At 70.8% G+C, this 21,535-nt stretch carries 14 protein-coding genes, 3 tRNA genes and 4 pseudogenes; 12 read left to right on the top strand and 9 right to left on the bottom strand.

All coding sequences use genetic code 11. The annotated features are described in order from the left end of the window. Positions 1–189 precede the first annotated feature (189 nt). From ACIQ1J_RS04305 to ACIQ1J_RS04290, 4 genes and pseudogenes are all read right to left on the bottom strand, one after another. Entirely contained in the window at positions 190–2,346 is a 2,157-nt protein-coding gene (locus ACIQ1J_RS04305; protein ID WP_403553988.1) for a permease, read from the bottom strand. Then, complete coding sequence (locus tag ACIQ1J_RS04300; RefSeq protein ID WP_403553986.1) at positions 2,346–2,999, bottom strand: ABC transporter ATP-binding protein; 654 nt, start codon at positions 2,997–2,999, stop codon at positions 2,346–2,348. The genes ACIQ1J_RS04305 and ACIQ1J_RS04300 overlap by 1 nt, the downstream gene beginning before the upstream one ends. Before the next feature lie 115 nt (positions 3,000–3,114). Next, positions 3,115–3,459: a hypothetical protein gene (locus tag ACIQ1J_RS04295; RefSeq protein WP_403553984.1), complete on the bottom strand. Its 345-nt coding sequence runs from the start codon at positions 3,457–3,459 to the stop codon at positions 3,115–3,117. 504 nt (positions 3,460–3,963) lie between these two features. Further along, positions 3,964–4,182 (bottom strand): annotated as a pseudogene (locus tag ACIQ1J_RS04290) (site-specific integrase); the annotation flags it as partial. A gap of 64 nt (positions 4,183–4,246) precedes the next feature. Here ACIQ1J_RS04290 and ACIQ1J_RS04285 point away from each other — a divergent pair. Beyond that, positions 4,247–4,402: pseudogene (locus ACIQ1J_RS04285) on the top strand (transposase); the annotation flags it as partial. 121 nt (positions 4,403–4,523) lie between these two features. Beyond that, a pseudogene (locus ACIQ1J_RS04280) lies at positions 4,524–5,441 on the top strand (IS3 family transposase); the annotation flags it as partial. A 113-nt stretch (positions 5,442–5,554) separates the two neighbouring features. Here the strand turns inward: ACIQ1J_RS04280 and ACIQ1J_RS04275 are convergent. Continuing rightward, positions 5,555–6,458, bottom strand: a pseudogene (locus ACIQ1J_RS04275) (helix-turn-helix domain-containing protein); the annotation flags it as partial. Between the two features lie 235 nt (positions 6,459–6,693). Between ACIQ1J_RS04275 and ACIQ1J_RS04270 the strand changes: the two are divergent. Further along, a tRNA-Ser gene (locus tag ACIQ1J_RS04270) sits at positions 6,694–6,780 on the top strand. Between the two features lie 264 nt (positions 6,781–7,044). Here ACIQ1J_RS04270 and ACIQ1J_RS04265 read toward each other — a convergent pair. Continuing rightward, entirely contained in the window at positions 7,045–7,911 is an 867-nt protein-coding gene (locus ACIQ1J_RS04265) for a bifunctional DNA primase/polymerase (protein ID WP_403553982.1), read from the bottom strand. Positions 7,912–8,336: 425 nt separating this feature from the next. Here ACIQ1J_RS04265 and ACIQ1J_RS04260 point away from each other — a divergent pair, with 425 nt between their 5' ends. From ACIQ1J_RS04260 to ACIQ1J_RS04245, 4 genes are all read left to right on the top strand, one after another. Further along, positions 8,337–8,663 (top strand): hypothetical protein, encoded by a 327-nt coding sequence (locus ACIQ1J_RS04260; RefSeq protein WP_403553980.1) that lies wholly within the window; start codon positions 8,337–8,339, stop codon positions 8,661–8,663. A 369-nt stretch (positions 8,664–9,032) separates the two neighbouring features. Beyond that, positions 9,033–9,638: a SigE family RNA polymerase sigma factor gene (locus ACIQ1J_RS04255; protein WP_403553978.1), complete on the top strand. Its 606-nt coding sequence runs from the start codon at positions 9,033–9,035 to the stop codon at positions 9,636–9,638. 140 nt (positions 9,639–9,778) lie between these two features. Continuing rightward, the gene (locus ACIQ1J_RS04250; RefSeq protein ID WP_403553976.1) at positions 9,779–11,455 is read left to right on the top strand and encodes a long-chain fatty acid--CoA ligase; all 1,677 of its coding nucleotides are present in this window, start codon (positions 9,779–9,781) and stop codon (positions 11,453–11,455) included. 58 nt (positions 11,456–11,513) lie between these two features. Then, positions 11,514–11,711, top strand: coding sequence for a hypothetical protein (locus tag ACIQ1J_RS04245; protein ID WP_403554835.1), 198 nt, complete (start codon positions 11,514–11,516; stop codon positions 11,709–11,711). A gap of 13 nt (positions 11,712–11,724) precedes the next feature. Here the strand turns inward: ACIQ1J_RS04245 and ACIQ1J_RS04240 are convergent, their stop codons facing one another. Continuing rightward, on the bottom strand, positions 11,725–16,326 hold the full coding sequence (locus ACIQ1J_RS04240; RefSeq protein ID WP_403553974.1) for a PAS domain-containing protein: 4,602 nt from the start codon (positions 16,324–16,326) through the stop codon (positions 11,725–11,727). Positions 16,327–16,571: 245 nt separating this feature from the next. Then, complete coding sequence (locus tag ACIQ1J_RS04235) at positions 16,572–17,042, bottom strand: SSI family serine proteinase inhibitor (RefSeq protein ID WP_403553972.1); 471 nt, start codon at positions 17,040–17,042, stop codon at positions 16,572–16,574. Between the two features lie 168 nt (positions 17,043–17,210). Between ACIQ1J_RS04235 and ACIQ1J_RS04230 the strand changes: the two genes are divergently transcribed. The 3 genes from ACIQ1J_RS04230 (at position 17,211) to ACIQ1J_RS04220 (ending at position 19,224) form a co-directional block, all read left to right on the top strand. Further along, a tRNA-Ser gene (locus ACIQ1J_RS04230) sits at positions 17,211–17,301 on the top strand. 200 nt (positions 17,302–17,501) lie between these two features. Beyond that, positions 17,502–17,574: transfer RNA gene (locus ACIQ1J_RS04225), tRNA-Arg, on the top strand. A gap of 162 nt (positions 17,575–17,736) precedes the next feature. Beyond that, positions 17,737–19,224, top strand: a complete 1,488-nt coding sequence (locus ACIQ1J_RS04220; protein WP_403553970.1) for a peptidoglycan D,D-transpeptidase FtsI family protein — start codon at positions 17,737–17,739, stop codon at positions 19,222–19,224. Positions 19,225–19,241: 17 nt separating this feature from the next. Here ACIQ1J_RS04220 and ACIQ1J_RS04215 read toward each other — a convergent pair whose 3' ends face one another. Then, positions 19,242–19,601 (bottom strand): helix-turn-helix domain-containing protein, encoded by a 360-nt coding sequence (locus ACIQ1J_RS04215; protein WP_210962209.1) that lies wholly within the window; start codon positions 19,599–19,601, stop codon positions 19,242–19,244. Between the two features lie 46 nt (positions 19,602–19,647). Here ACIQ1J_RS04215 and ACIQ1J_RS04210 point away from each other — a divergent pair, with 46 nt between their 5' ends. Both ACIQ1J_RS04210 and ACIQ1J_RS04205 read left to right on the top strand, forming a co-directional pair. After that, positions 19,648–20,553 (top strand): DUF2797 domain-containing protein, encoded by a 906-nt coding sequence (locus ACIQ1J_RS04210; RefSeq protein WP_403553967.1) that lies wholly within the window; start codon positions 19,648–19,650, stop codon positions 20,551–20,553. A 54-nt stretch (positions 20,554–20,607) separates the two neighbouring features. Further along, on the top strand, positions 20,608–21,507 hold the full coding sequence (locus ACIQ1J_RS04205) for an amidohydrolase family protein (protein ID WP_403553965.1): 900 nt from the start codon (positions 20,608–20,610) through the stop codon (positions 21,505–21,507). The last annotated feature ends 28 nt before the right edge of the window (positions 21,508–21,535 follow it).

Below are 21,535 nucleotides of genomic sequence, written 5' to 3'. Positions count from 1 at the left end.
GCGAGTCCGGACTCGACGACTTCCCAGTTCATAGACTTGCTGGTCAGAAGGGGCGTCCTTCGACGAGGGGCACCCCTTCTGTATGGAGCCTGTCTCGTTCTATCCGGTCATGTCGCGTTGTGGATCAGTGCGTGTGGACCGGCTGTGGACCAAGAACCGGTGGATGCGAGCCACCGGGAGACCTCTTGTTCAGTCGGCCGCGGGCCTCCACTGGTCGGCCTCTCGCGCCGCTGCGCGAGCGCCGAGGAACCCGACGGCGAGAGAAACCAGAGCGCAGGTCGTGACGCCGACGGCCAGGACGGTCCAGGACACGGAGCCCTCCTGTACCAGGGCGATGAAGAACACCGAGTGCCACGCCGTTACGGCGCCGGTCACGACCGTGGCAATCAGGAGGGGGACGGTCAGATGCCAGGAGCTCACGGACCGGAACACGTGGCGGCGGCCGGTCAGGACGGACAGTGGTGCGAGTGCGTGGCGGATACGGACGAATTCCGCCGCAGCGCTCACGGCGCCGGCGACCAGGAGGAAGAAAAGGCCGGTGACGCCGAACAGCTGGATCCAGTTCGGAAGGCGGGTCCGCGAGGAACCCAGCCAGGTTCCGCCCAGTTCGGTGACTTGCACCGAAGGGTTGGGGAGTGTGTACGCGGCCTTCTTCACCGCGGCGAGGTGGCCTGGTGTGGGAGTCACGACGAGGAGAGACTGCGTGCCGTCCGGCCTCACCGTGATCTGGGAGGCTTGGGTGAACTTGACGTCGCCGTACCAGCGGCGCAGCTCTTCCACTTGGACGCTCGTTGCTGCGGGGCTGGTGTCTCCGGTGCAGGCCACGTGCAGGGCGCGAAGGTCGTCGCAAGAGCCCTCGATCGACACCCATGGATCTTTGGGCGGTCCGGGGTCGTGCATGGTGCGGGTCAGTAGGAGTGATCCGGATGGCAGTGAGGCGCGGAATCGTTCGGTCTGCGCCGAGGTCATGCCGCTGGTGGTCAACTCGATCACGGTGTCTTTGATGCGCTGGTGGGTAGCTACAGCCGCTTTGGAGTGCTCTCCGAGTCGGCTCGTCCATACCTGCATCTGGGCGACGATTCCGATGCCGATCACCATGGCCAGTGCGAGGCGCACGATGACTCCGGGGTGAGCGTGTGTCCACCGCCCGCCGATGAGGCGGCCCGCGTGTCCCCGACGTCTGCCGTTTTCGGCGAGCCAGGCGCCCAGATGGCGGGTGGCCAGAGCCACGACGGAGGACAGGAACGCCCACATCACGACGGTTCCAGTGGTGAACACGATGAGTTGCGCTTTGCGGGGAACATACTGACTGGTCAGAACCAGCGCGACGCCGATTCCACATGCCAGCAGGCGCCATGCCGGAACGCGGGACGTGAACGAGGTCGGGCGGGTGGACCTGCCGTCCCTTTGGACACGGTGCGTGGTCACGACGATGGCCACCACGGCCAGCAACGAGATGACGCCCGCCCCGGCGGCCATGGGCCACGCGTCCCATACGTCGCGGTGGTCCAGGATGTATCCGGTGGGGCCAAGGCGGATGTCGCGCAGGGAGGCGATGGCGTACGGGACAAATGTGACGAGGGTTCCCAGTGCAACAGGGAACGCAGCCTCACCGACGTTGACCATCATCCGGTGCCGCGATGTGCCGCCGAGCGCTTGCAGCAGGCTGCTGCGCCGGTCCCGGGAGCGAGAACCGACTCGCGCGCTGATCACCGCCAGGGCGAGAGCGGGCAGGCCGGCCAGAGCCCACAGCGCCGTGAGGGGGGACGTCACGGCGACTTGATCGACCATTTCCCCTGTTGCACCGCCGCTGCTCCCGAAGGCGGCTACCGGCAGCCATCGATGGTCGCTGGGCGGTGGCATGTCGGCTACCCGGACGTAGGCGATTCGCTCGGAGGGAGTTACCAGGCCATCAGTGGTGATGGTTCCGGCGAACGAGCCGTACCGGGTGCGGATCCCCTCTGAGTCCCCTGTTCTCAGGAGTTCGGGGGACAGCAGTACCCCGCCCGGCTCGGGCCAGCGGGTGACACCGGCCGGGACTGGGGCCCTGGAGGTGAGGGGGTGAACGAATACGACAGACACAGGACGGGTGCCGACGGTGTCAGCGCCCTCCCGGTACAGCAGAGCAGCGTGCTTGCTGTCGGTGATCACTGGCCCTCTGGAGTCCGCTCGGGTCTCGCGCCCGTCGTAGGTGGCGAACGTGGCCACGTTCGCCAGGACGACGAAGGTGACGGCGAGAGACGCGCCGAACAGACCCCACCGGCGCAGTCGGTCGCCGGGGCTGGAACGGCTCGCGGCCAGGCCGATCCGGATCAGTGTGCCCGCAGTGCGCATGCGCGTGCGCATCAGAGCACTCCTACTTCGGCCAGGATCCCGCCGTGGAGTTCGTGTCGCCGATCGGCCCGCTCGGCGACCGAGGGATCGTGCGTGACCAGGAGCAGCGCACAGTTCCGGTCGCGGGCGGTGGTGAAGAGGAGTTGGGCTACCCCCTCTTTGGCCTCGGGATCAAGGGCGCCGGTGGGCTCGTCAGCGAGGAGTACGGCTGGCTCAGTGATGAGAGCACGGGCGACGGCGGTGCGCTGGCGCTCGCCTCCCGAGAGCATTCCGGTGGGGGTGGAACCGGCCGGGACGCCGAGTTCGCCGAGAAGCTGTTCCGCACGCTGGTAGGCGTCCTGATGGCGGCCCCCGTCGAGCAACACCGGCAGGGCCACGTTCTCCACCGGGCTGAGTTCAGGGAGGAGTTCGCCGAACTGGAACACCATGCCGAGAGCGTCCCGACGCGCCTGCGCAAGCCGCGCGGCCCCGAGCCCGGTGATCTCCCGGCCGCCAGCGGTGATCGTGCCTGATTGCGGCTTGATGAGGCCGAGGATGCACATGAGCAGCGTCGACTTGCCGGACCCGCTGGGACCGGTCACCGCGACCGACTCGCCGGGCGCGACAGACAGTTCCACACCGTCGAGGAGGGTACGGCCCTCGACCTGATAGCACAGGCCGCTCACCTGGAGCCCAGACGAATCGATTGGTTTCACAGAATCTAGCCTTTTGTCTCAGAAACAGGGGAACGCCGCACCAGCCCGGGCAGGCTGGTGCGGCGAGGTATCCGTGGATGTCCCGTTACGGGATGACCCAGCCGCCGCAGTCGTCCGGGTCGCCGTAGTTCACGTCGCACGCCTTGAACTTGTAGATCCGCGACCCGTCACCCGAGGTGGCCGTGGTTCCCGGACCACTCTTGTTCCACAGGGTCCGCTTCGTGTCCGCGCTGGCCGTCCGGTAGTACTCGGCCTTCGCCGGGTCACCGTCCGAGCTGCCGTCCTTGACGGATATCCTCCCGCTGTCGCCGGCTGCGGGCGACCAGGCGTGGGCGCCGCCGCCGTAGGAGTCCGCGGCGACGGCCGTGGCCGTGGGTACCGCGAGTGCGGCGGTGAGCAGGGTGGCTGCGACGAACTTGACTCTCTTCATTCCGTTCCCCTCCTTGGACATCTGTCTGGTGGACGGGCTGAGTTGCCGTGGCATGGCGCCATGCCACGATCCCGCGCCGTCGTCCCAGTTGCCAAAACGATCACATAGGTGACGCTCAGTGAGCCAGGGGATTGCGAAGGGGAGACTGATTGCCGACCTGAACCACTGACCGGATTGACCCGGACACATACGGTGAGAGGGTGTAGGAAACGGAATGAGTTGCGAACGATGCTCAGCCTTTGTGGAGTTGACGTGTTGGACCGAAACGGATCAAGGGAGGAAGACAGCGACACAACGGTGCAGCTACCGGACCCTGTCATCACCCGCAGGGTGCCGATTGGCGGGAACTGATCGATCCGCTTCCTGTTCACGGGCTCGCGGGCGACGTCGGCAGCCTCGATGTTCTGGCCTTGGGCGGCGATGGAGGATGCGTCCCACCAAGTAGGGCGCCATCCTCGCCCCAGTGAGGCTGAGGATGGCGTCTGTGGTCGGGTGAGACTCGAACTACTCGCCTTCGGCAGCCTCCAAGGCTCGCTCGATCTGCTCGTTCGAGCGCTGTTGATTCCTGTGAATCGCCTTGGCGTAGAAGCGGAAGAGGACTGCGATGCTGTGGCCAGCCCGCCGCGCGACCTCAGCCGGGGAGACTCCTGACTCAAGCCAGAGCGAGACGCCTGCGTGACGCAGTGAGTAAGGGACGTCAGCCAGGGGGGAAGCTGCTTCTGAAGCTTCCCCTTGATGTTGGACACCTGGAGACTGGGACGTGAGGTTCCAGAGGAAGTAGTGCCAGGTGGGAAGCAAGAGCAACCGCAGCAGGCGGTACTCGGAGGAGTTCAAGCGCGACGCGGTCGCGCTGGTCCGCTCCTCCGGCAAGACCGTCACCGAGGTGGCCCGGGAGATCGGGGTCAGCGCCGAGGGCCTGCGGAACTGGGTCAGGCAGGACACGATCGACCGCGGGCAGGGGTGCCGGGCGAGCTCACGAGGGCGGAGCGGGAGGAACTGCGTCGGCTGCGGCGGCAGAACCGTGAGCAGGCCGAGACAATCGAGGTGCTGCGAAAAGCGGCGGTCTTCTTCGCGAAGGAGAGCGATCGATGAACGACGTGTATGCGTTCATCGAGGCGGAGAAGACCACCCACTCAGTCGCTCTGTTGTGCCGGCTGCTGAAGGTGGCCCGCTCCTCCTTCTACGCCTGGATGGCCGGCGAGCAGGCCCGCGCCGTCCGCCGGGCCGCCGACGACGCCCTGGCCCACGAGATCACCGTCTTGCACATCGCCTCCCGGTGCACCTACGGAGTGCCGCGCATCCATGCCGAACTGCGCAGGCTGGACCGGCGGGTCAACCGCAAGCGAGTGGAGCGGATCATGCGTGAGCGCGACATCACCGGGGTCACGCGGCGCAAGCGCCGGTCGCTGACCCGTCCGGCAAAGAAGGCGGTGCCTGCTCACGACCTGATCGGCCGCGACTTCACGGCCGCCGCCCCGGGGCAGAAACTGGTCGGTGACATCACCTACATCCCCACCGACGAGGGCTGGCTGTATCTGGCGACCTGGCTGGACCTGGCGACCCGCGAGATCGTGGGCTATTCGATGGCCGACCACCACCGCGCTTCCCTGGTGGTCGACGCATTGACGATGGCCGACGGCCGCAGCGACCTCCAGCCCGGCTGCGTCGTGCACTCGGACCGCGGAGCGGAGTACACCGCTGACGAACTCCGCCGGGAGGTAAGCCGGTTGGGGCTGCGGCAGAGCATGGGGCGAACTGGCTCGTGCTACGACAATGCCGCCGCCGAGAGCTTCTTCGCGCTGCTGAAAGCGGAGATCGGCACCCGCCGCCGGCCCGACCGGATTACCGCCCGCGCTGAGATTTTCACCTTCATCGAGACCTTCTACAACCGCAAGCGGCTGCGGAGGCATCCAGTCTGGGGCTACCTCACCCCGCTGGAGACCCGGCAGCGACACGAGCAAGAACACGCCCTCGCAGCGTAAGCATCGAGTGTCCAGCATCACGGGGAAACTTCAATACGACCCTCATCCGTCGAGGTGGAAGCGGTCTGACATGCGGCGCAGCTTCTCGCGGGTGCTCGTCCGCTCGGCGTACAAACGTTGCCTGGCGAGAACGTGAGGCTGTGGCGGTCGTAGACCGGAGGGCCGGCGGCCTCCGTCATCCGCTTGGCGGCAGCCCGCGCGTGCTTGATTCGGTCCTTTGCTTCGGCCTTGCGACCGCCCCGCGCAGCCGAGACAGCCGCGCGCAGTTGCAGCGACCCCCACGCCCGCACGGCCAGCGGCTCACCACGGTCGTATTCCTGCTGCATGCTGCGGAGCGCCCGGTCAGACAGGGCAATCGCGTCATCCCAGTCCGCGGTAGCCCACATGTCCCACACGCGCATCCAGTCGGCGACGGCAGGCATGACCGGGTCGCCCGACAGTCGCGCTGACCAAGCGGCTCGTTCACACGCCATGGCGACCAGCTCCGGGTGCCCCAGGGCGTGCGCGGACGTGTGAGCGAACTTGCAGCACACGGCGTAGATCGCATACGCCTCTTCCCGTTCGTGGCCCGTGGCGACTTCGGCCAGGGCGCGCGTCTCGCGGAACAGGTCGGGAAGTACCTCCATGATGGCCGTGTTGGCCGCAGCATCGCGGAGGCGATGAAGCCGAGTGGTTTCCTGCCACAGCTGACGAGCTGGGCGAGGCGTCCCGTCGAAGACGGGAGCAAGGTCGTAACGGCGCAGTTCGCGCAAGATGGCTGCGGCAGAGATCTGCCACTGAATTCTCGGCCGGGGAGCTGTTGTACGGCCGCCCGATCAAGTCGTTCGGGTGTACGTGCAGCTCCGAGGCGATCAGGTTGAGCAGGCCGACGCGATCCAGTTCGATGAGTCCCCGTTCCATCTTGGACACCCAGCCCTGCGTCTTGCCCAGGGCGGCAGCGAGGTCGGCCTGAGTCTTGCCCAGGCGGAGCCGAGCGCGGCGTACGCGGTCGCCGATCTCTTCGGCTTCTTCCAGCATCAGCGCGCCCCCCTGTAAGTGAGGCGCCGGCAGTCCATCAGGCGGCGAGGCATCTTGCTCCATCCGTCGGGGCTTCTACCCTTGACGGCACCGAGGCCGCGTGCCGCGTGTGGAGGGCTACAGGTCAGGAAGTGCCCCGAAACGGAGCCAGTGGACCCCGTGTGGACCACGGCCCCCGTGCGAGGCTGGAGGCCGGTAGGCTGTAGCCGCTCCGCCCCAGGTGGGACGGGGCCAAGGTGGGTTGCCCGAGCGGCCTAAGGGAACGGTCTTGAAAACCGTCGTGGCAGCGATGTCACCGTGGGTTCAAATCCCACACCCACCGCGGTGTTTGACGGCCCCTGACCAGGCGTTATGGTCGGGGGCTGTCGTCGTGCGCGCTACCCGCCGGACACCGCCGTGGCTCATCCGCCGACGGGCTTGGTTCTCCGGGCGCCGCGTCGCCCGGGAGGGCTGATCGGGCGGGCGGCGCCCGGGTGGCCTACGTGGACGGTCTCGCGTACTCGGGGGCGAGATGAGTACTGGCGCTCTGGTCGGCCCTGCGGGCGCGGCCGGTGTGTGTCCCGGCTGGTGTGTGCCGGTCGTCGTGTCAGGGGTGGTGGCCCGTCATGCGGGCCGCTGAGGCGATCGTCGCTCGGGCCTCGCGTTCGCCCAGGCCGGTGTCGCGGGCCGCCTCGATCAGGGGGTCCACGAGGGCGGGGCCGATGCCGTCCTCGTAGGCGCGGCAGGCGGCCCAGAACAGGCGGGTGTTGCGCTGGCCCTCGTGGGCGGCGAGGACGAACTGGACGAGTCCCTGACCGTGCGCTTCCGTCGTGGAGAGGGTCGGCTGGTGTGCGCGTTGCGGTGGGAGCAGGAGGCGCAGGAGCGAGGGTGGGCAGGCCGCGGGGGCGAGGTGGGCCGTGCCGGGGGCGGCGGCGTACGCGCCGTGCCGGGTGCGTGAGCCGGGGCCGACCAGGTAGCCGCCGGCGCCGCGGATGTCGATGCCGGGGGCGAGGCGGCCTGCCGAGTTGGGGACGACGCGGTCGGGCGGGCCGCTCAGCCAGAGGTGGCGTCCTCCGCTGGGAGTCAGTACGACGACGGTGGGCGGGATCGTGAACAGGTGACGCAGGGCGAGTTCGCGCAGGGCGGCCGAGGAGTCCGTCTCCGACTTCGTGTCCAGGTCGACGCCGATCAGGTGGTGTGGCGGCAGGCCGCAGGCGATGCCGTAACCCGTCGCCCAGGGCGCGGCGGCGAAGAGTTCGCGGATGCGGGCGGGGTCGGTGGAGGCGTCGTAGACCCCGTGGCCGAGGCGGCCGCACTCGCCGTGGCAGGGGGCCGGTGCCGGGTCGTCGCGGTGGGGGGAGCGCAGGGCCGGGAGCTTCGTCCGGGACAGGGGGATGACGGCCAGTCCGCGCTCGGCGGCTGACAGGGCGTGTGCGAGGGCCAGCGTCGTGGCCTGCCGGTCGGTGGTGGCCATGGCTCTATGTTCGTACGTACGTTCGAAAAAGGGAAGGGTGAATGCGCGCGACGCGCCGGGGAGGAGTGGCGGGCGGAGAAAGTGCCGGAACGCTTCACCTCTTGCGGCGCTTGGGGAGGAGCTGTCCGCACTGTCCTGAGCTGATACGGAAGGGAAGCAAAGGGGTTTATCGACTTGTCCTCACGCTTGAGGGCGAATCAGGGCTTCCGGGGTGGTTCGCCGGGGATTCGGTGGGCAACTCTGATCACGCGACGTCGTGCACAGGCACAGTGTCGAGGTGGTCGGCCAACTGCCTTGGCGAAGGTTCCACTTCGGACCCAGTTCGGACCCACGTCGGATCCACTACAGCTCTACTGCCGCTCTACTTCACGTACTTCTCGCGCCGTCGGCCACAAGCCGGTGCGCAATTGTTCTGGAGGAACAACATGGCAAGCATCCGTACCGCCCGCGTCGTCGCCGCTGTCGCCGCCCTTCCGCTCGCCGCCGCCCTCTTCAGCGGCATGGCGACGGCGGACAGTGGAGCCTTCGCGGACGACGGATCGAACGCGACCGCTTCGGAGGCCTTCGCGGGCATCCTCGGCAGCGGCGTCGGCGGGGACAACAACGGCAACTCGTCCACCACGCAGCAGCAGGCGGTCGGCTCGGGGGCCTCGAACCAGAGCAACACCGCGCAGGTCGACGGTTCCGCGTTCACCGCGGTCAACCAGGGCAACGAGAACGTGGCCGTCAGCTTCACCCCGCTGTGGTGGTGAGCTGAGGGACCGGCGCGGGTGCGCTCCCGCGCCGGCCCCTCAGTCTCTGTGCGGGTGTGCTTCATGGGGTCGCAAGGCGTCTGGGCGGCGGTACTCCGGTATCGCCGCCCAGGCGTTTCCGCACGCGGACGTCGTGCCCACGACGCCCGCGCGTGACGTCCGCCTGACGCGCGCGGCTCGTGCCCACGACGCGTACGTCGTGTGGCCCCTGCCTTCCGGGGAGCCCCCACGGGGGAACCCGCAGTACCCCTCCTCCCCTAGTCCACCTACAGGAGGTGCAGCCGGCACCACCCCTACAACCTGAGGCGGACTCTGCTTCGGGACCTGCGGCCGATCCGCCGGACACCCTCTCGCTCATAGCGTTGAGCCATGACCACACCCGTCTGCACCAGCGCTTCGAACGCCGCCCCGGCCTCGGCCCCGGCCAAGGCCCCGGTCAAGGCCACAGCCATGGGCGCAGCCAAGCAGCAGACCTTCCCGTACCCGTCGTTCTCGTCGTACGTGAGGGCCCGCCAGCCGGTGCTGCTGCGCACCGCCCGATCGCTGACCGCGAACCCGAGCGACGCGGAGGACCTGCTGCAGACCGCGCTCACCAAGACGTACGTGGCCTGGGAGCGCATCGAGGACCATCGCGCGCTGGACGGTTATGTGCGCCGGGCGCTGCTGAACACGCGGACGTCGCAGTGGCGCAAGCGCAAGGTCGACGAGTTCGCCTGCGACGAGCTGCCGGAGCCGGAGCCCGTCCTCGCCAGCGACGACCCGGCGGAGCGGCAGGCCCTGCACGACGCGATGTGGCGGGCGATCATGAAGCTGCCCGCCCGGCAGCGGGCGATGGTCGTACTCAGGTACTACGAGGACCTCAGCGAGGCCCAGACGGCCGAAGTGCTCGGAGTTTCCGTGGGCACGGTGAAGTCGGCGGTGTCGCGAGCGCTCGGCAAGCTCCGGGAGGATCCTGAGCTGGGCTTTGTTCGGTGACGAACCGCTCCGTGGGCCGTCGGTGAATGTCCCCGTCGGACGCCTTGCCGGGCAACGGGCACTGATCGATCACCCCGGAGTAGTGACATACCGCGCGGTATGTGCGCAGAATCAGCGCAAACCTTACCGCCGCGTAGGCAATGTCGCCCCGGGAGGACACCGTGCTGAGCACGATGCAGGACGTACCGCTGCTGATATCGAGGATCCTGACCCACGGGTCGACGATCCACGGCAGCTCCCAGGTGACCACCTGGACCGGTGAGAAAGAGCCGCACCGCCGCTCCTTCGCCGAGATCGGTGCCCGTGCCGCCCAGCTGGCGCACGCACTGCGCGAGGACCTCCAGGTCCAGGACGACGAACGGGTGGCGACTCTCGCCTGGAACAACGCGGAGCACGTCGAGGCCTACTTCGCCATCCCCTCCATGGGCGCGGTCCTCCACACCCTCAATCTTCGCCTCCCGCCCGAGCAGCTGGCCTGGATCGTGGACCACGCGGCCGACCGCGTCGTGATCGCCAACGGCTCCCTGCTTCCCCTGCTCGCCCCGCTGCTGCCGCACCTCAAGACGGTCGAGCACGTCGTCGTCACCGGCCCCGGCGACCGCTCCCTGCTGGCCGAGGCGGCGGTCCAGGTGCACGAGTACGAGGACCTGATCGCGGGGAAGCCGACCGCGTACGACTGGCCCGAGCTGGACGAGCGGGCCGCCGCCGCCATGTGCTACACCTCCGGCACCACCGGCGACCCCAAGGGCGTGGTCTACAGCCACCGCTCCATCTACCTGCACTCCATGCAGGTCAACATGGCCCAGTCGATGGGTCTGACCGACGAGGACACCTCGCTGGTCGTGGTCCCGCAGTTCCACGTCAACGCCTGGGGACTGCCGCACGCCACCTTCATGACCGGCGTGAACATGCTGATGCCGGACCGCTTCCTGCAGCCCGCACCGCTCGCCGAGATGATCGAGAGCGAGAAGCCGACGCACGCCGCCGCCGTCCCCACCATCTGGCAGGGCCTGCTCGCCGAGCTGACCGCCAAGCCCCGCGACGTCTCCTCCCTCACCCAGGTCACCATCGGCGGCTCCGCCTGTCCCCCGTCCCTGATGGAGGCCTTCGACGCGCTCGGCATGCGGGTCTGCCACGCCTGGGGCATGACGGAGACCTCCCCGCTCGGCACGGTCGCCCGCCCGCCGGCCCACGCGGTCGGCACGCCGGAGGAGTTCGCGTACCGCCTCACCCAGGGCCGTTTCCCGGCCGGTGTCGAGGCCCGTCTCACCGGTCCCGGTGGCGAGCGCCTCCCCTGGGACGGCGAGTCCGCCGGTGAGCTGGAGGTCCGCGGCAACTGGATCGCCGGCGCCTACTACAACGGTCCGGGCGCCGAGCCGCTGCGCCCCGCCGACAAGTTCAGCGAGGACGGCTGGCTGAAGACCGGCGACGTCGGCACCATCTCGCCCGACGGCTTCCTCACCCTCACCGACCGCGCCAAGGACGTCATCAAGTCCGGCGGCGAGTGGATCTCCTCCGTCGAGCTGGAGAACGCTCTGATGTCCCACCCGGACGTCGCCGAGGCCGCCGTGGTCGCCGTCCCCGACGACAAGTGGGGCGAGCGCCCGCTGGCCACCGTCGTCCTCAAGGAGGGCGCGAGCGTCGGCTTCGAGGACCTGCGCGCCTTCCTCGCCGAGGACGGAAAGATCGCCAAGTGGCAGCTCCCGGAGCGCTGGACGGTCATCGAGGCGGTGCCGAAGACGAGCGTCGGCAAGTTCGACAAGAAGGTGCTGCGCAGGCAGTACGCCGACGGGGGACTGGACGTCACCCGGCTCTGACGGGCGTGCCGGCACCCTCACTTCCGACGCGCTCACGCCGGGCGGGTACCTGCCCGGCGTGAGCGTTCCCGGCGTCCGTGCTCATCGTGTCCCTGCGGCCGTCGTCGCCGTCCGTGCTCACCGCGTCCCTGCGGCCGTTGTCGCCGTCCGTGCTCACAAGCGCATCCTGGTCGGTGGCGAGGACACGGACGCCGACCGCCTGCGCGCCTCGATCAAGGAGGCGGCGCGCAGGATCGTCTCCGGTCTGGTCCGCTGAGCCCGTACCGGCGTCAGTTGGTCCCGATCCGGGAGAGCAGCTCGACGATCCGGGACTGCACCTCACCGCTCGTCGAACGCTCCGCCAGGAACAGCACCGTCTCGCCCGAGGCCAGCCGCGGCAGGTCGGCCTGGTCGACGGCGGCGGTGTAGACGACGAGCGGGGTGCGGTTGAGCTGCCCGTTCGCGCGCAGCCAGTCGATGATCCCGGCGTAGCCGGCCTGTCCCCGCTGTACCTGCATCAGGTCCATCACGACCAGGTTCGGCCGGAACTGCCCCGCCAGCGTCACCGCGTCGGCGTCGCTCGCAGCCCGCGCCACCTGCATCCCGCGCCGCTCCAGCGTCGAGGTGAGCGCCAGCGCGATCTCCGCGTGCTCCTCGATCAGCAGCACGCGCGGCGGGTGCTGCTCGCTGTCCCGGGGCGCGAGCGCCTTCAGCAGTACGGCCGGGTCGGCGCCGTAGGCGGCATCGCGCGAGGCCTGTCCGAGCCCGGCCGTGACCAGCACCGGCACCTCGGCCGCCACGGCGGCCTGGCGCAGTGACTGGAGCGCCGTACGCGTGATCGGCCCGGTCAGCGGGTCCACGAACAGCGCGGCGGGAAACGCCGCGATCTGCGCGTCGACCTCCTCGCGCGAGTGCACGATCACCGGCCGGTAACCGCGGTCGCTGAGCGCCTGCTGCGTGGAGACGTCCGGTGCGGGCCACACCAGCAGCCGGCGCGGGTTGTCCAGCGGCTCCGGCGGCAGCTCGTCGTCCATCGGCTGCGGACGAGGCGGGTCCGCCACCTCCACGGCCCCGCCGGGCCCGTCCAGCGGCTCGGGCCCCTCGGCGGCGTTCTTGTCCGGCGCTCCTATGGCGTACGACCGTCCGGCGCCCTCGGTGACCGGCGCGCGCCGGGGCTGACCGCCGGCCGGCGACGGCTGCTCCTGCCCGTGCGCCCGGCCCTGGGGCTGGGGCTGCTGCTGCGCCGCGGCGGGCGGCTGTTCGGCCGACGGATGCGGGCGGGCCGACGGTTCCGAGTGCGTGGCGGCCGGGTCGGGCGGCGTACCCAGCTTGCGGCGCCGGCCCGAGCCGCCTGGCTGGTGCGGGGCGGGGGTGGCCGACGGCTGCTGCACCTGGACCGCCTGCCGGTTGAACGGCACGCCCTGGCCCAGCGTCCGCACGCTGATCGACCGTCCCTGCGTCGAACCCGGGTCGACGGGCGCGGACGCCTCGGCGGGCAGGGGCTGAGCCGCGCGCGGAGCGGGAGCGTTCTCCGGCGGCAGCGGCGTTCCCCGGCTCGGCGTGGAGGCGGGGACGCCCTGCGGGGGCGCCGTGGCGGAGGACGCGGCAGGTGCGGGGGCGGTGGCGCGGCCTGGGGGTACGGGGGTGCCGCCTGGGGGTACGGGGGTGCCGCCTGGGGGTACGGGGGTGCCGCCTGGGGGTACGGGGGTGCCGGTGCCTGGGGGTACGGGGGTGCCGGTGCCCGGGGGTACGGGGGTGCCGACGCCTGTGGCATCCGCTGCGGCGGGCCACGGCTGCGGTGCCGGCTGACCGGCGGCAGCGGCGTGCGCGGTATCGGCGGTGGGCTCGACAGGGTGGGGCGATCCGGGGTGGGGCGACTCGGGCTGGGCGGCGGGTGCGGTCCCGGGAGCGGGCTCGGGCGCCGGTGCGGCCTGGGCGGGCATGCCCTGACCGGCCGTGTTCTGCGCGGCCGTGTTCTGCGCGGCGGTGGTCTGCGGAGGGACGGGGGCTCCGTGCACGGCGGCTCCGTGCACGGCGGCTCCGTGCACGGCGGCTCCGTGCACGGCGGCTCCGTGCATGGGGGCTCCGTGCACGGCTGCCTCCCGCGCGGGGCCGCCCGGCGCGAGGCCGCCTTCCGCCGGACGGGCACCTCGCGCCGCCGCCGGCACCGCTTCTCCGGGCTGCGGGGCGGCGGCACCGGCCCGGCGGCGCCGTCCCGTGGGTGCCTCGGCCGGGTGCGGCTGCGGCGGGGTGTGGTCGTCGGACTGGTCGTGCGGTGCGGCGTCGTGCCGGCCGTCGTCGAGCAGGGCGTCCCCGGAAGCGGCCGGACCGGGCACCTGGGCCTGCCCCGTGGAAGCCGTCAAGGGCGCCACGGCGCCGGCTGCCCCGTGCGGCTGCGCCGCCCCGTCGGACGGCCGGTCCGCGTCGGCGGGCGGCAGCGCGAACACCTGACGCGGCGCCGCCTCCTGCGCGGCGGCACGCTCGTTCGCGGACGCCAGGGCGCGGCGCCGGCGTCCGGTCGGCCGGGACTCGTCGTCCGGGTCCGACTCGCCGGCCTGCGCGGGCAGGGCCGGCGGCAGCGCCTGCTGCTCACCACCGTCCCGCCGGGCGCGCCGACCGCCGGGTGCGGGCACGCCCTGCGGCGGTACGGTCCCGCCGAGACCGGTGTTGGAGGCCGCGGACCCTCCGCCGTGCTCGCCGGCCATGACGACGGCGCCCTCGGCGGGCAGGCCCTGGGGCAGCCCCTCGACGGAGGCGCCGACGGCCTCGGCGGGCCGCCCGCGCCGGCGCCCGGTACCGCCGGCCCCCTCGCCCGGCGCCGCCTGCGCGGGAACCGGAAGCGGTACGGACACCTGACCCTGCTCAAGCGACCCCGGGCCCTGCGGCTGCGACCCCTGTCCCTGCTCCAGCGACCCCTGTCCCTGCTCATGAGCCTGAGCCTGCGCCGCACGCCGCCTGCGCCGTCCGGTCGGGGCGGTACCCGAGCCTTCGGGACCGGCGACGGCCCCTTCGTCGTCCTCGCCCGCCGCGCCCGCGACCTCGCTCTCCAGGAACGCGTCGACGGATGCCCGCCGAGCCCGCCGCCGCCCGCCACCATGGGCAGGCTCCTGAACGGCCAGGGCGTTGCCCACCCCCGCGGCATGCGCCGCACCCTCGACGTCGTCGGCCTGCGCCTGCGCCTGTGCCTGTCCGTGGGCCGCGCCCGGAGCCCGGGCCTCAACGGCCCCCGCCCCGCCACCGATCGGCACCTCCAGCACGTACGCGTTGCCGCTCATGCCCGGCACCTCGTGCGTCTGCAGGACGCCACCGTGCGCCCGCACGATTCCCCGCACGATCGGCTCGTGCACCGGGTCGCCCCCGGTGTACGGACCGCGCACCTCGATGCGTACGACCTCGCCGCGCTGCGCCGCCGCGACCACGACGGTGTTGTCCAGGTAGCCGCCAGTCGCCGACACGGGCGAGTTGCCGGTGGCGTCGACGCCCGCGACGTCCGCGACGAGGTGCGCGAGCGCGGTGGCCAGCAGCCGGGCGTCGACCTCGGCCTCGATGGGCGGCGCGTGCACGGCGAACTGCACCCGTCCCGGCCCGATCAGATCCACGGCCCCGTCGACACCGGCGGCGACGACGGCGTCGAGCATCACCTTCGAACGGGAGACGCTCTCGTTGCCGACGTCGAGGCGCTGATAGCCGAGGACGTTGTCGATGAGGGTGGTGATGCGCGAGTAACCGGCCGAGAGGTGGTGCAGTACCTGGTTGGCCTCGGGCCACAGTTGCCCGGCGTCGTCCGCGGCCAGTGCGGCGAGCTCCTGCCGCAGTTCGTCCAGGGGCCCGCGCAGGGAGCCGCCGAGGAGGGTGAGCAGCTGCTCGTGCCGGGCGGCGATCGCCTCGTAGCGGTCCTTCTCCCGTTCGCCGAGCGCGGCGTAGCGGTCGGCGTCCGCGGCGACCTCCTCCGCGTGCTTCTCCCGCAGCTCCTCCAGCTCACTCACGTGCTGCTGACGCAGCGCGGTCAGCTCGGACGCGTGCTCCTCGGCGAGCCGCTCAAGTTCCTCGGCGTGCCGCTGCTCCGCGTCCTCGTGCTCCTTGACGAGCGCGTCGTAGGGGCGCCGGTCGGTGAAGGTCATCACGGCGCCGACGAGCTGGTCGCCGTCGCGGACGGGCGCGGTCGTCAGGTCGACCGGCAGCTGGTCGCCGCTCTTGGCGAACACCACCTGCCCGCGCACCCGGTGCTTGCGACCCGAGCGCAGGGTGTCGGCGAGCGGGGACTCGTCGTACGGGAAGGGAGAGCCGTCGGCCCGCGAGTGCAGGATGAGGGTGTGCAGCTCACGGCCGCCGAGGTCGCTGGCCCGGTAACCCAGTATCTGGGCGGCGGCCGGGTTGACGAGGACGATCCGGCCGTCGGTGTCGGTCCCGACGACGCCCTCCGAGGCGGCCCGCAGGATCATTTCGGTCTGCCGCTGCGAACGGGCCAGCTCGGCCTCGGTGTCGACGGTGCCGGAGAGGTCGCGGACGACGAGCATCAGCAGTTCGTCGCCGGAGTAGCCGTAGTTGTCGTAGGCCTGCTGGCCGGTCTCCAGGTTGGCGCTGGTGACCTCGACCGGGAACTCGGTCCCGTCGGTGCGCCGGGCGACCATCCGCGTGGGCTTCGTACGCGCCCGCGGATCGATGTGGTCCGGCCGCCGCATGGACCCGGGGATCAGCCGCGAGTCGAACTGCGGCAGCAGATCCAGCAGCCCGCGCCCGACCAGCGCGGTGCCCGGGGTCTCGAAGGCCTCCAGCGCGATGGCGTTGGCGTTGACGACGGTGCCGTTGGCGTTGACCAGTACCAACGCGTCCGGCAGAGCGTCCAGTATGGCTGCGAGGCGAGCAGTGCCTCGGGATGGCCTGCTGCTCACGAGACGCTTCCCTCCTGTTACCGCACTTGCCGACCGCCTGGGCCATCTTGCCAATCGGCCCACAGCGTGTCACGCGAGGGAGTCTAAGGGTTGGGGCCGGGCGGGCGGCGTGGGATGGCAGGGAGGACGCACGAGAAAGTGACGCAGAACGTGTGACCGAGCGCCCGCGCACCACTCTCCCGGTGCCGTACCGGCATGTCCTCCGGCGCTGCCCGGGCCACCTTCCCGATGCCGTACCGGAGCGCCTACGACCGTCCCCGGGCCTGCGACCCCACCTCGGGCAGCAGCGGCACCATGCGGTCCCAGCGGGAGATCTCGCAACCGTCGCGGCGGTCGTACGTCACGTCGACAGGGCGTCCGGCCCAGGCCCCCGTGACGTGCGCGGTGGCGGGGCCGCCGTACTGCATGGTGCAGACGCTGCCCTCCGGGACGGAGGCGAAGGTGTCCTCCCCCCACCGCGTGTCGCGCTCGACGACGGCACAGGCGCCGTCCGGGTCGGGGTGGCTGCCGCCGCGGGGGTGGCAGTACAGCTCGTACGTGCCGTCCGCGCCCGCGCCGGCGTCCCGGACGGTGACCGTCAGGTGATCGACGCTCGGCGCCTCGGCAGCGGCGGTGGCGACCGGGTGCGCGGCGGACAGGGAAGCGAGGGAGGCGACGGACAGGGCGGCGGCGCCGAGGAGACGGGCGGCGGCGGGGAGGCGGGTGACCTGGACCATGACCTGACTAACGCGCCGACCTGCCGGACGTTGCGCGACCGGGCCGTAAGGCTTTGCCCTGCGGCCTGCCCGCCTAGTACCGTAGGGGTCGATTGGTGACAGCGCGCTCAACTGTGTCATCATCGGCACGCGCCACTCGCGCTCGCACGCGAGATGGTGATGTTGTCTGGAGGCGTCGCCTAGTCCGGTCTATGGCGCCGCACTGCTAATGCGGTTTGGGTCTTAAAGCCCATCGAGGGTTCAAATCCCTCCGCCTCCGCACGGATCATCGAAGCCCCGGCCCACTCGGCCGGGGCTTCGGTGCTGTCCGGGCACGTGCGGCCTCGATAGCTCGTTTCCGCAGGTCACAAGCGGTGCGGCCAATGGATTTCACATGGCGGCGGCAGTCATGTAATGTTCTTCCTGTCGCCGCGAGCGGGCCGAAAGGGCCGGAAGCGGCGGTAAAACTGAACAAAACAAGCACTCGTAGCTTAACGGATAGAGCATCTGACTACGGATCAGAAGGTTGCAGGTTCGAATCCTGCCGAGTGCACAGCAGAGCAGAGGCCCCGTCGAGTTGATCGACGGGGCCTCTGGCGTTCCACCGCGGGGTGATCGCCGTTCGCGACTGTGTCTAGGGTGTGCCCATGTTGCGAGGACGCTTCTTCATATCAAACCGGATATCCATCCGGCCGAGCCTCGACGGAGGACGCCGGTGAACAAGCCGCTGAGGGCCGTGGCGATCTTCTGCGGGCTGCTGGTGCTCGGCCTGCTGATCCGCGCGAACTGGCTGCAGTACGTCCGGGCCCCGGAGCTCGCCTCCGACACCAAGAACCGGCGGGTGCAGATCGAGCAGTTCGCCACCGCGCGCGGGGACATCATCGTCGGTGGCCGGGCCATCACCGGCTCCACCGAGACCGAGGGCACCGACCTCAAGTACAAGCGCACCTACGTCGACGGGTTGATGTACGCGCCGGTGACGGGATACGCGTCGCAGGCCCAGGGCATGACGCTGCTGGAGAAGACCTACGACTCCATCCTGACCGGCAAGGACGACCGGCTGGCCTTCCAGCGGTTCGCCGACGTCGTCAGCGGTGAGGGCCGGCGGGCCGGGTCGGTGGTCACCACCATCGACCCGAAGGCGCAGAAGGCCGCCTGGAAGGGGCTGACCGACCTGAAGGGCGCGCGGGGCGCCGTGGTCGCGCTGGATCCGGCGACGGGGAAGGTGCTGGCCATGGTGTCGGCGCCCTCCTACGACCCGTCGGTGTTCGCGGGCAGCACCTTCAAGGAGTCCGACCGCTTCGTGGCGCTCGACAAGAAGAAGAACAAGCCGCTGGCCAACCGCGCGCTGCGGGAGACCTACCCGCCGGGCTCCACCTTCAAGATCCTCACCGCGGCCGCCGCGCTGGAGCACGGGGCCGTCACCGATGTCGACGCCCGTACGGACGCCGTCTCCCCGTACCCCCTGCCGCAGTCCAGCAACAAGATCGGCAGCGAGGCCGGCGACGCGGTCTGCGACAAGGCCTCCATGAAGACCGCGATGCAGTACTCGTGCAACAACGTCTTCCTCGACGCCGCCGCCAAGCTGGGCCAGGACAAGCTGCGCGAGACGGCCGAGAAGTTCGGCTTCAACGAGAACGTCTACTCCGACGACTTCGGTGACCTGCTCGCCACGAAGAGCCTCTACCCCGAGAACCTCGACGCGCCGGGCACCGCGCTCACCGGTATGGGACAGGGCAGCCTCACCAGTACGCCCATGCAGATGGCCATGGTCACCGCCGGGCTGGCCAACGACGGCAAGGTGATGCAGCCCTACATCGTCGACGAGGTCAAGGGCCCCGATCTCGGCACCCTCGAGAAGACCGAGCCCGCGGTGATGAGCGAGGCGGTCTCCGCCGAGACCGCGCAGAAGGTCCAGCAGATGATGGAGTTCACCGCCAAGGAGGGCAGCGCCCGCCGCGCCCAGATCGAGGGCATCACGGTCGGCGGCAAGACCGGCACCGCCCAGCGCGGGGTCAACGTGGACGACGAGGTGCCGTACGGCTGGTTCGTCTCCTACGGCAAGAAGGACGACGGGTCGTCCGTCGCCGTGGCCGTCTTCATCGACCCGACCGACATGGACATCTCCCGTGAGGACATCTCCGGTGGCGGTCTGGGTGCGCCCATCGCCAAGAGCGTCATGGAGGCGGTCCTGCGGCAGTGAGCCGGAGGCGGTGGCGGTCAGGCTTCCGCGGCGTCGTACGCCTCGCGGGCCCGCTCGACCGCCGCCATCCGCCGCTCCGTCCACAGCGCCAGCTCCCTGACCTGCTCGGCGGCCTCGCGGCCGAGGCCGGTCAGGGAGTAGTCGACGCGGGGCGGGATCACCGGCCTGGCGTCCCGGTGGACCAAACCGTCGCGCTCCAGGGTGCGCAGGGTCTGGGCCAGCATCTTCTCGCTGACCCTGCCGATCTCACGGCGCAGCTCGCTGAAGCGGTACGGGCGCTCCAGCAGCGCGATCAGGGCCAGGGTGCCCCAGCGGCTGGTGACGTGCTCCATGACCAGCCGCTCGGGGCACATCGGCTCACTCTCTGCCATACCCATACGGTACTTCCGCCGTTGTCGGTGGCTGCCTCTAGTCTCGACGGCGATGGCACAGGCATGGAAGTGCGCGGGGCTTCGCTGGACGGGCGAAGGTCCCGTGCTGACGTGGGTCGGGGGCCGCGGCAGTGCGCTGTCCCGGGGGAAGCGGGTGGCCTTCGGGGTCGCCGAGGGGGGTGTGCGGACATGCGTGGGAGCGCGGGGGCACGCGTGTCCGGTGCGGGCCGGTGTGACGGGGCGGAGTACGGGGGCGCGGTGCGAGGAGTGTGCGCGCCTGGACCGGGCGCACTCCGTGGCCGCCGACACGATCGCGGACGATCCGCGGCCGTACCGCGTCTATCTGGCGTGGTTCGGACCGGGCCTCGTCAAGGTGGGGATCACCGCGTACGAGCGGGGAGCCGCCCGGCTGCTGGAGCAGGGAGCCGTCTGCTTCAGCTGGCTGGGCTGCGGGCCCCTGATGTCCGCGCGCCGGACCGAGGAGCTGCTGCGGGCCGCGCTGGGCGTGCCCGACCGGATCCCGTACGCCCACAAGCGGGCGGTGCGGGCCGGGTTGCCGGGGACGGAGGCGGAGCGGGCGGCCGAGATCGCGGAGTTGCACGCGCGGGCGGTGGCGCTCGGCGGCTGGCCGGAGTCGCTGACGCCGGAGCCGTTCCGGGGCGTGGACCACGCGGGCGTCTTCGGGATCGACCACGCGGGCGTCTTCGGGATCGAGGAGGCGGGCCGTGGGCCGGCCGCCGTGGGGGAGGTGGCCGAGCTGGTGGCGGGCGGGGCGATCGGTGGCGAGCTGGTGGCGGCCGCCGGGCCGGATCTGCATCTGGCGACGGAGCGCGGGGTCGTCGTGCTGGACACGCGGCTGATGACGGGGTGGGAGCTGGTGTCCGCCGAGGGCGAGCCGTGCGCCGTGCCCGTGCGAGAGCTCAAACGAGCGGCCGGAGTACAGGACGGGCTGTTCTGACCTCGTCCCCGGCTCCCTCTTGTCCGCGGGCGCGCGGGACGCGATCGTGGGCCCATGAGTGATCAGGAGGCCGGTCAGGTCCGCCGGTTCTGGGAGGAGCTTGGGCTGCCCGGACTGGTCGACGTGCACACGCACTTCATGCCCGAGCGGGTGCTGCGCAAGGTCTGGGGCTACTTCGACGCCCTCGGCCCGCTGACCGGCGGAGTCGAGTGGCCGATCACCTATCGGCAGGAGGAGGGCGAACGCGCGGCACTGCTGCGGAAGTTCGGGGTGCGCGCCTTCACCGCCATGCTGTATCCGCACAAGGCGGGCATGGCCCGGTGGCTGAACGGCTGGGCGGTGGACTTCGCCGGCCGGACCCCCGACTGTCTGCACACCTCCACCCTCTTCCCGGAGCCGGGCGTCGAGACGTACGTCCGCGAGTCGGTCGAGGCGGGGGCGCGGGTCTTCAAGGCGCATGTGCAGGTGGGGGCGTACGACCCGGCCGACGAGTTGCTCGACGCGGCCTGGGGCGTGCTCGCCGAGGCGGGCGTGCCGGTCGTCATCCACTGCGGGTCCGGGCCCGCACCCGGCAAGCACACCGGGCCCGAGCCCATCGCGCGGGTGCTGGCGCGCCACCCCCGGCTGCGGCTGGTCGTCGCGCACCTCGGGATGCCGGAGTACGAGGACTTCCTGCACCTCGCCGAGCGGTACGGCGAGGTGCGGCTGGACACGACGATGGCGTTCACCGACTTCAGCGAGCGTCTCGCCCCCTTCCCCCGACGGGCACTGCCCCGGCTGGCCGGCCTCGGCGACCGCATTGTGCTCGGGTCGGACTTCCCCAACATCCCGTACCCCTACCTGCACCAGCTGCGTGCGCTGGAGCGGCTGGAACTGGGCGACGCGTGGCTGCGTGGCGTGTGCCACGACAACGCGGCCCGGCTGTTCGGGCTGCCGGGGCACCGAAGGGCCTGACGAGGAGTGCCTGAGACGCCCCTGTGGG

It is taken from the genome of Streptomyces sp. NPDC097107 (assembly GCF_044762405.1).
In the GTDB taxonomy this organism is placed as follows: domain Bacteria; phylum Actinomycetota; class Actinomycetes; order Streptomycetales; family Streptomycetaceae; genus Streptomyces; species Streptomyces thinghirensis.
Note: the sequence above shows the minus strand (reverse complement) of the source record. Positions and strands in the feature narration are given on the sequence as shown.

Bases quoted from the DNA above. Each gene is read 5' to 3' on its own strand.
- ACIQ1J_RS04305 (WP_403553988.1), bottom strand. From the start codon at position 2,346: ATGCGCACGCGCATGCGCACTGCGGGCACACTGATCCGGATCGGCCTG.
- ACIQ1J_RS04295 (WP_403553984.1), bottom strand. From the start codon at position 3,459: ATGAAGAGAGTCAAGTTCGTCGCAGCCACCCTGCTCACCGCCGCACTC.
- ACIQ1J_RS04265 (WP_403553982.1), bottom strand. From the start codon at position 7,911: ATGGCCACCACCGACCGGCAGGCCACGACGCTGGCCCTCGCACACGCC.
- ACIQ1J_RS04260 (WP_403553980.1), top strand. From the start codon at position 8,337: ATGGCAAGCATCCGTACCGCCCGCGTCGTCGCCGCTGTCGCCGCCCTT.
- ACIQ1J_RS04255 (WP_403553978.1), top strand. From the start codon at position 9,033: ATGACCACACCCGTCTGCACCAGCGCTTCGAACGCCGCCCCGGCCTCG.
- ACIQ1J_RS04250 (WP_403553976.1), top strand. From the start codon at position 9,779: ATGTCGCCCCGGGAGGACACCGTGCTGAGCACGATGCAGGACGTACCG.
- ACIQ1J_RS04235 (WP_403553972.1), bottom strand. From the start codon at position 17,042: ATGGTCCAGGTCACCCGCCTCCCCGCCGCCGCCCGTCTCCTCGGCGCC.
- ACIQ1J_RS04215 (WP_210962209.1), bottom strand. From the start codon at position 19,601: ATGGGTATGGCAGAGAGTGAGCCGATGTGCCCCGAGCGGCTGGTCATG.
- ACIQ1J_RS04210 (WP_403553967.1), top strand. From the start codon at position 19,648: ATGGCACAGGCATGGAAGTGCGCGGGGCTTCGCTGGACGGGCGAAGGT.
- ACIQ1J_RS04205 (WP_403553965.1), top strand. From the start codon at position 20,608: ATGAGTGATCAGGAGGCCGGTCAGGTCCGCCGGTTCTGGGAGGAGCTT.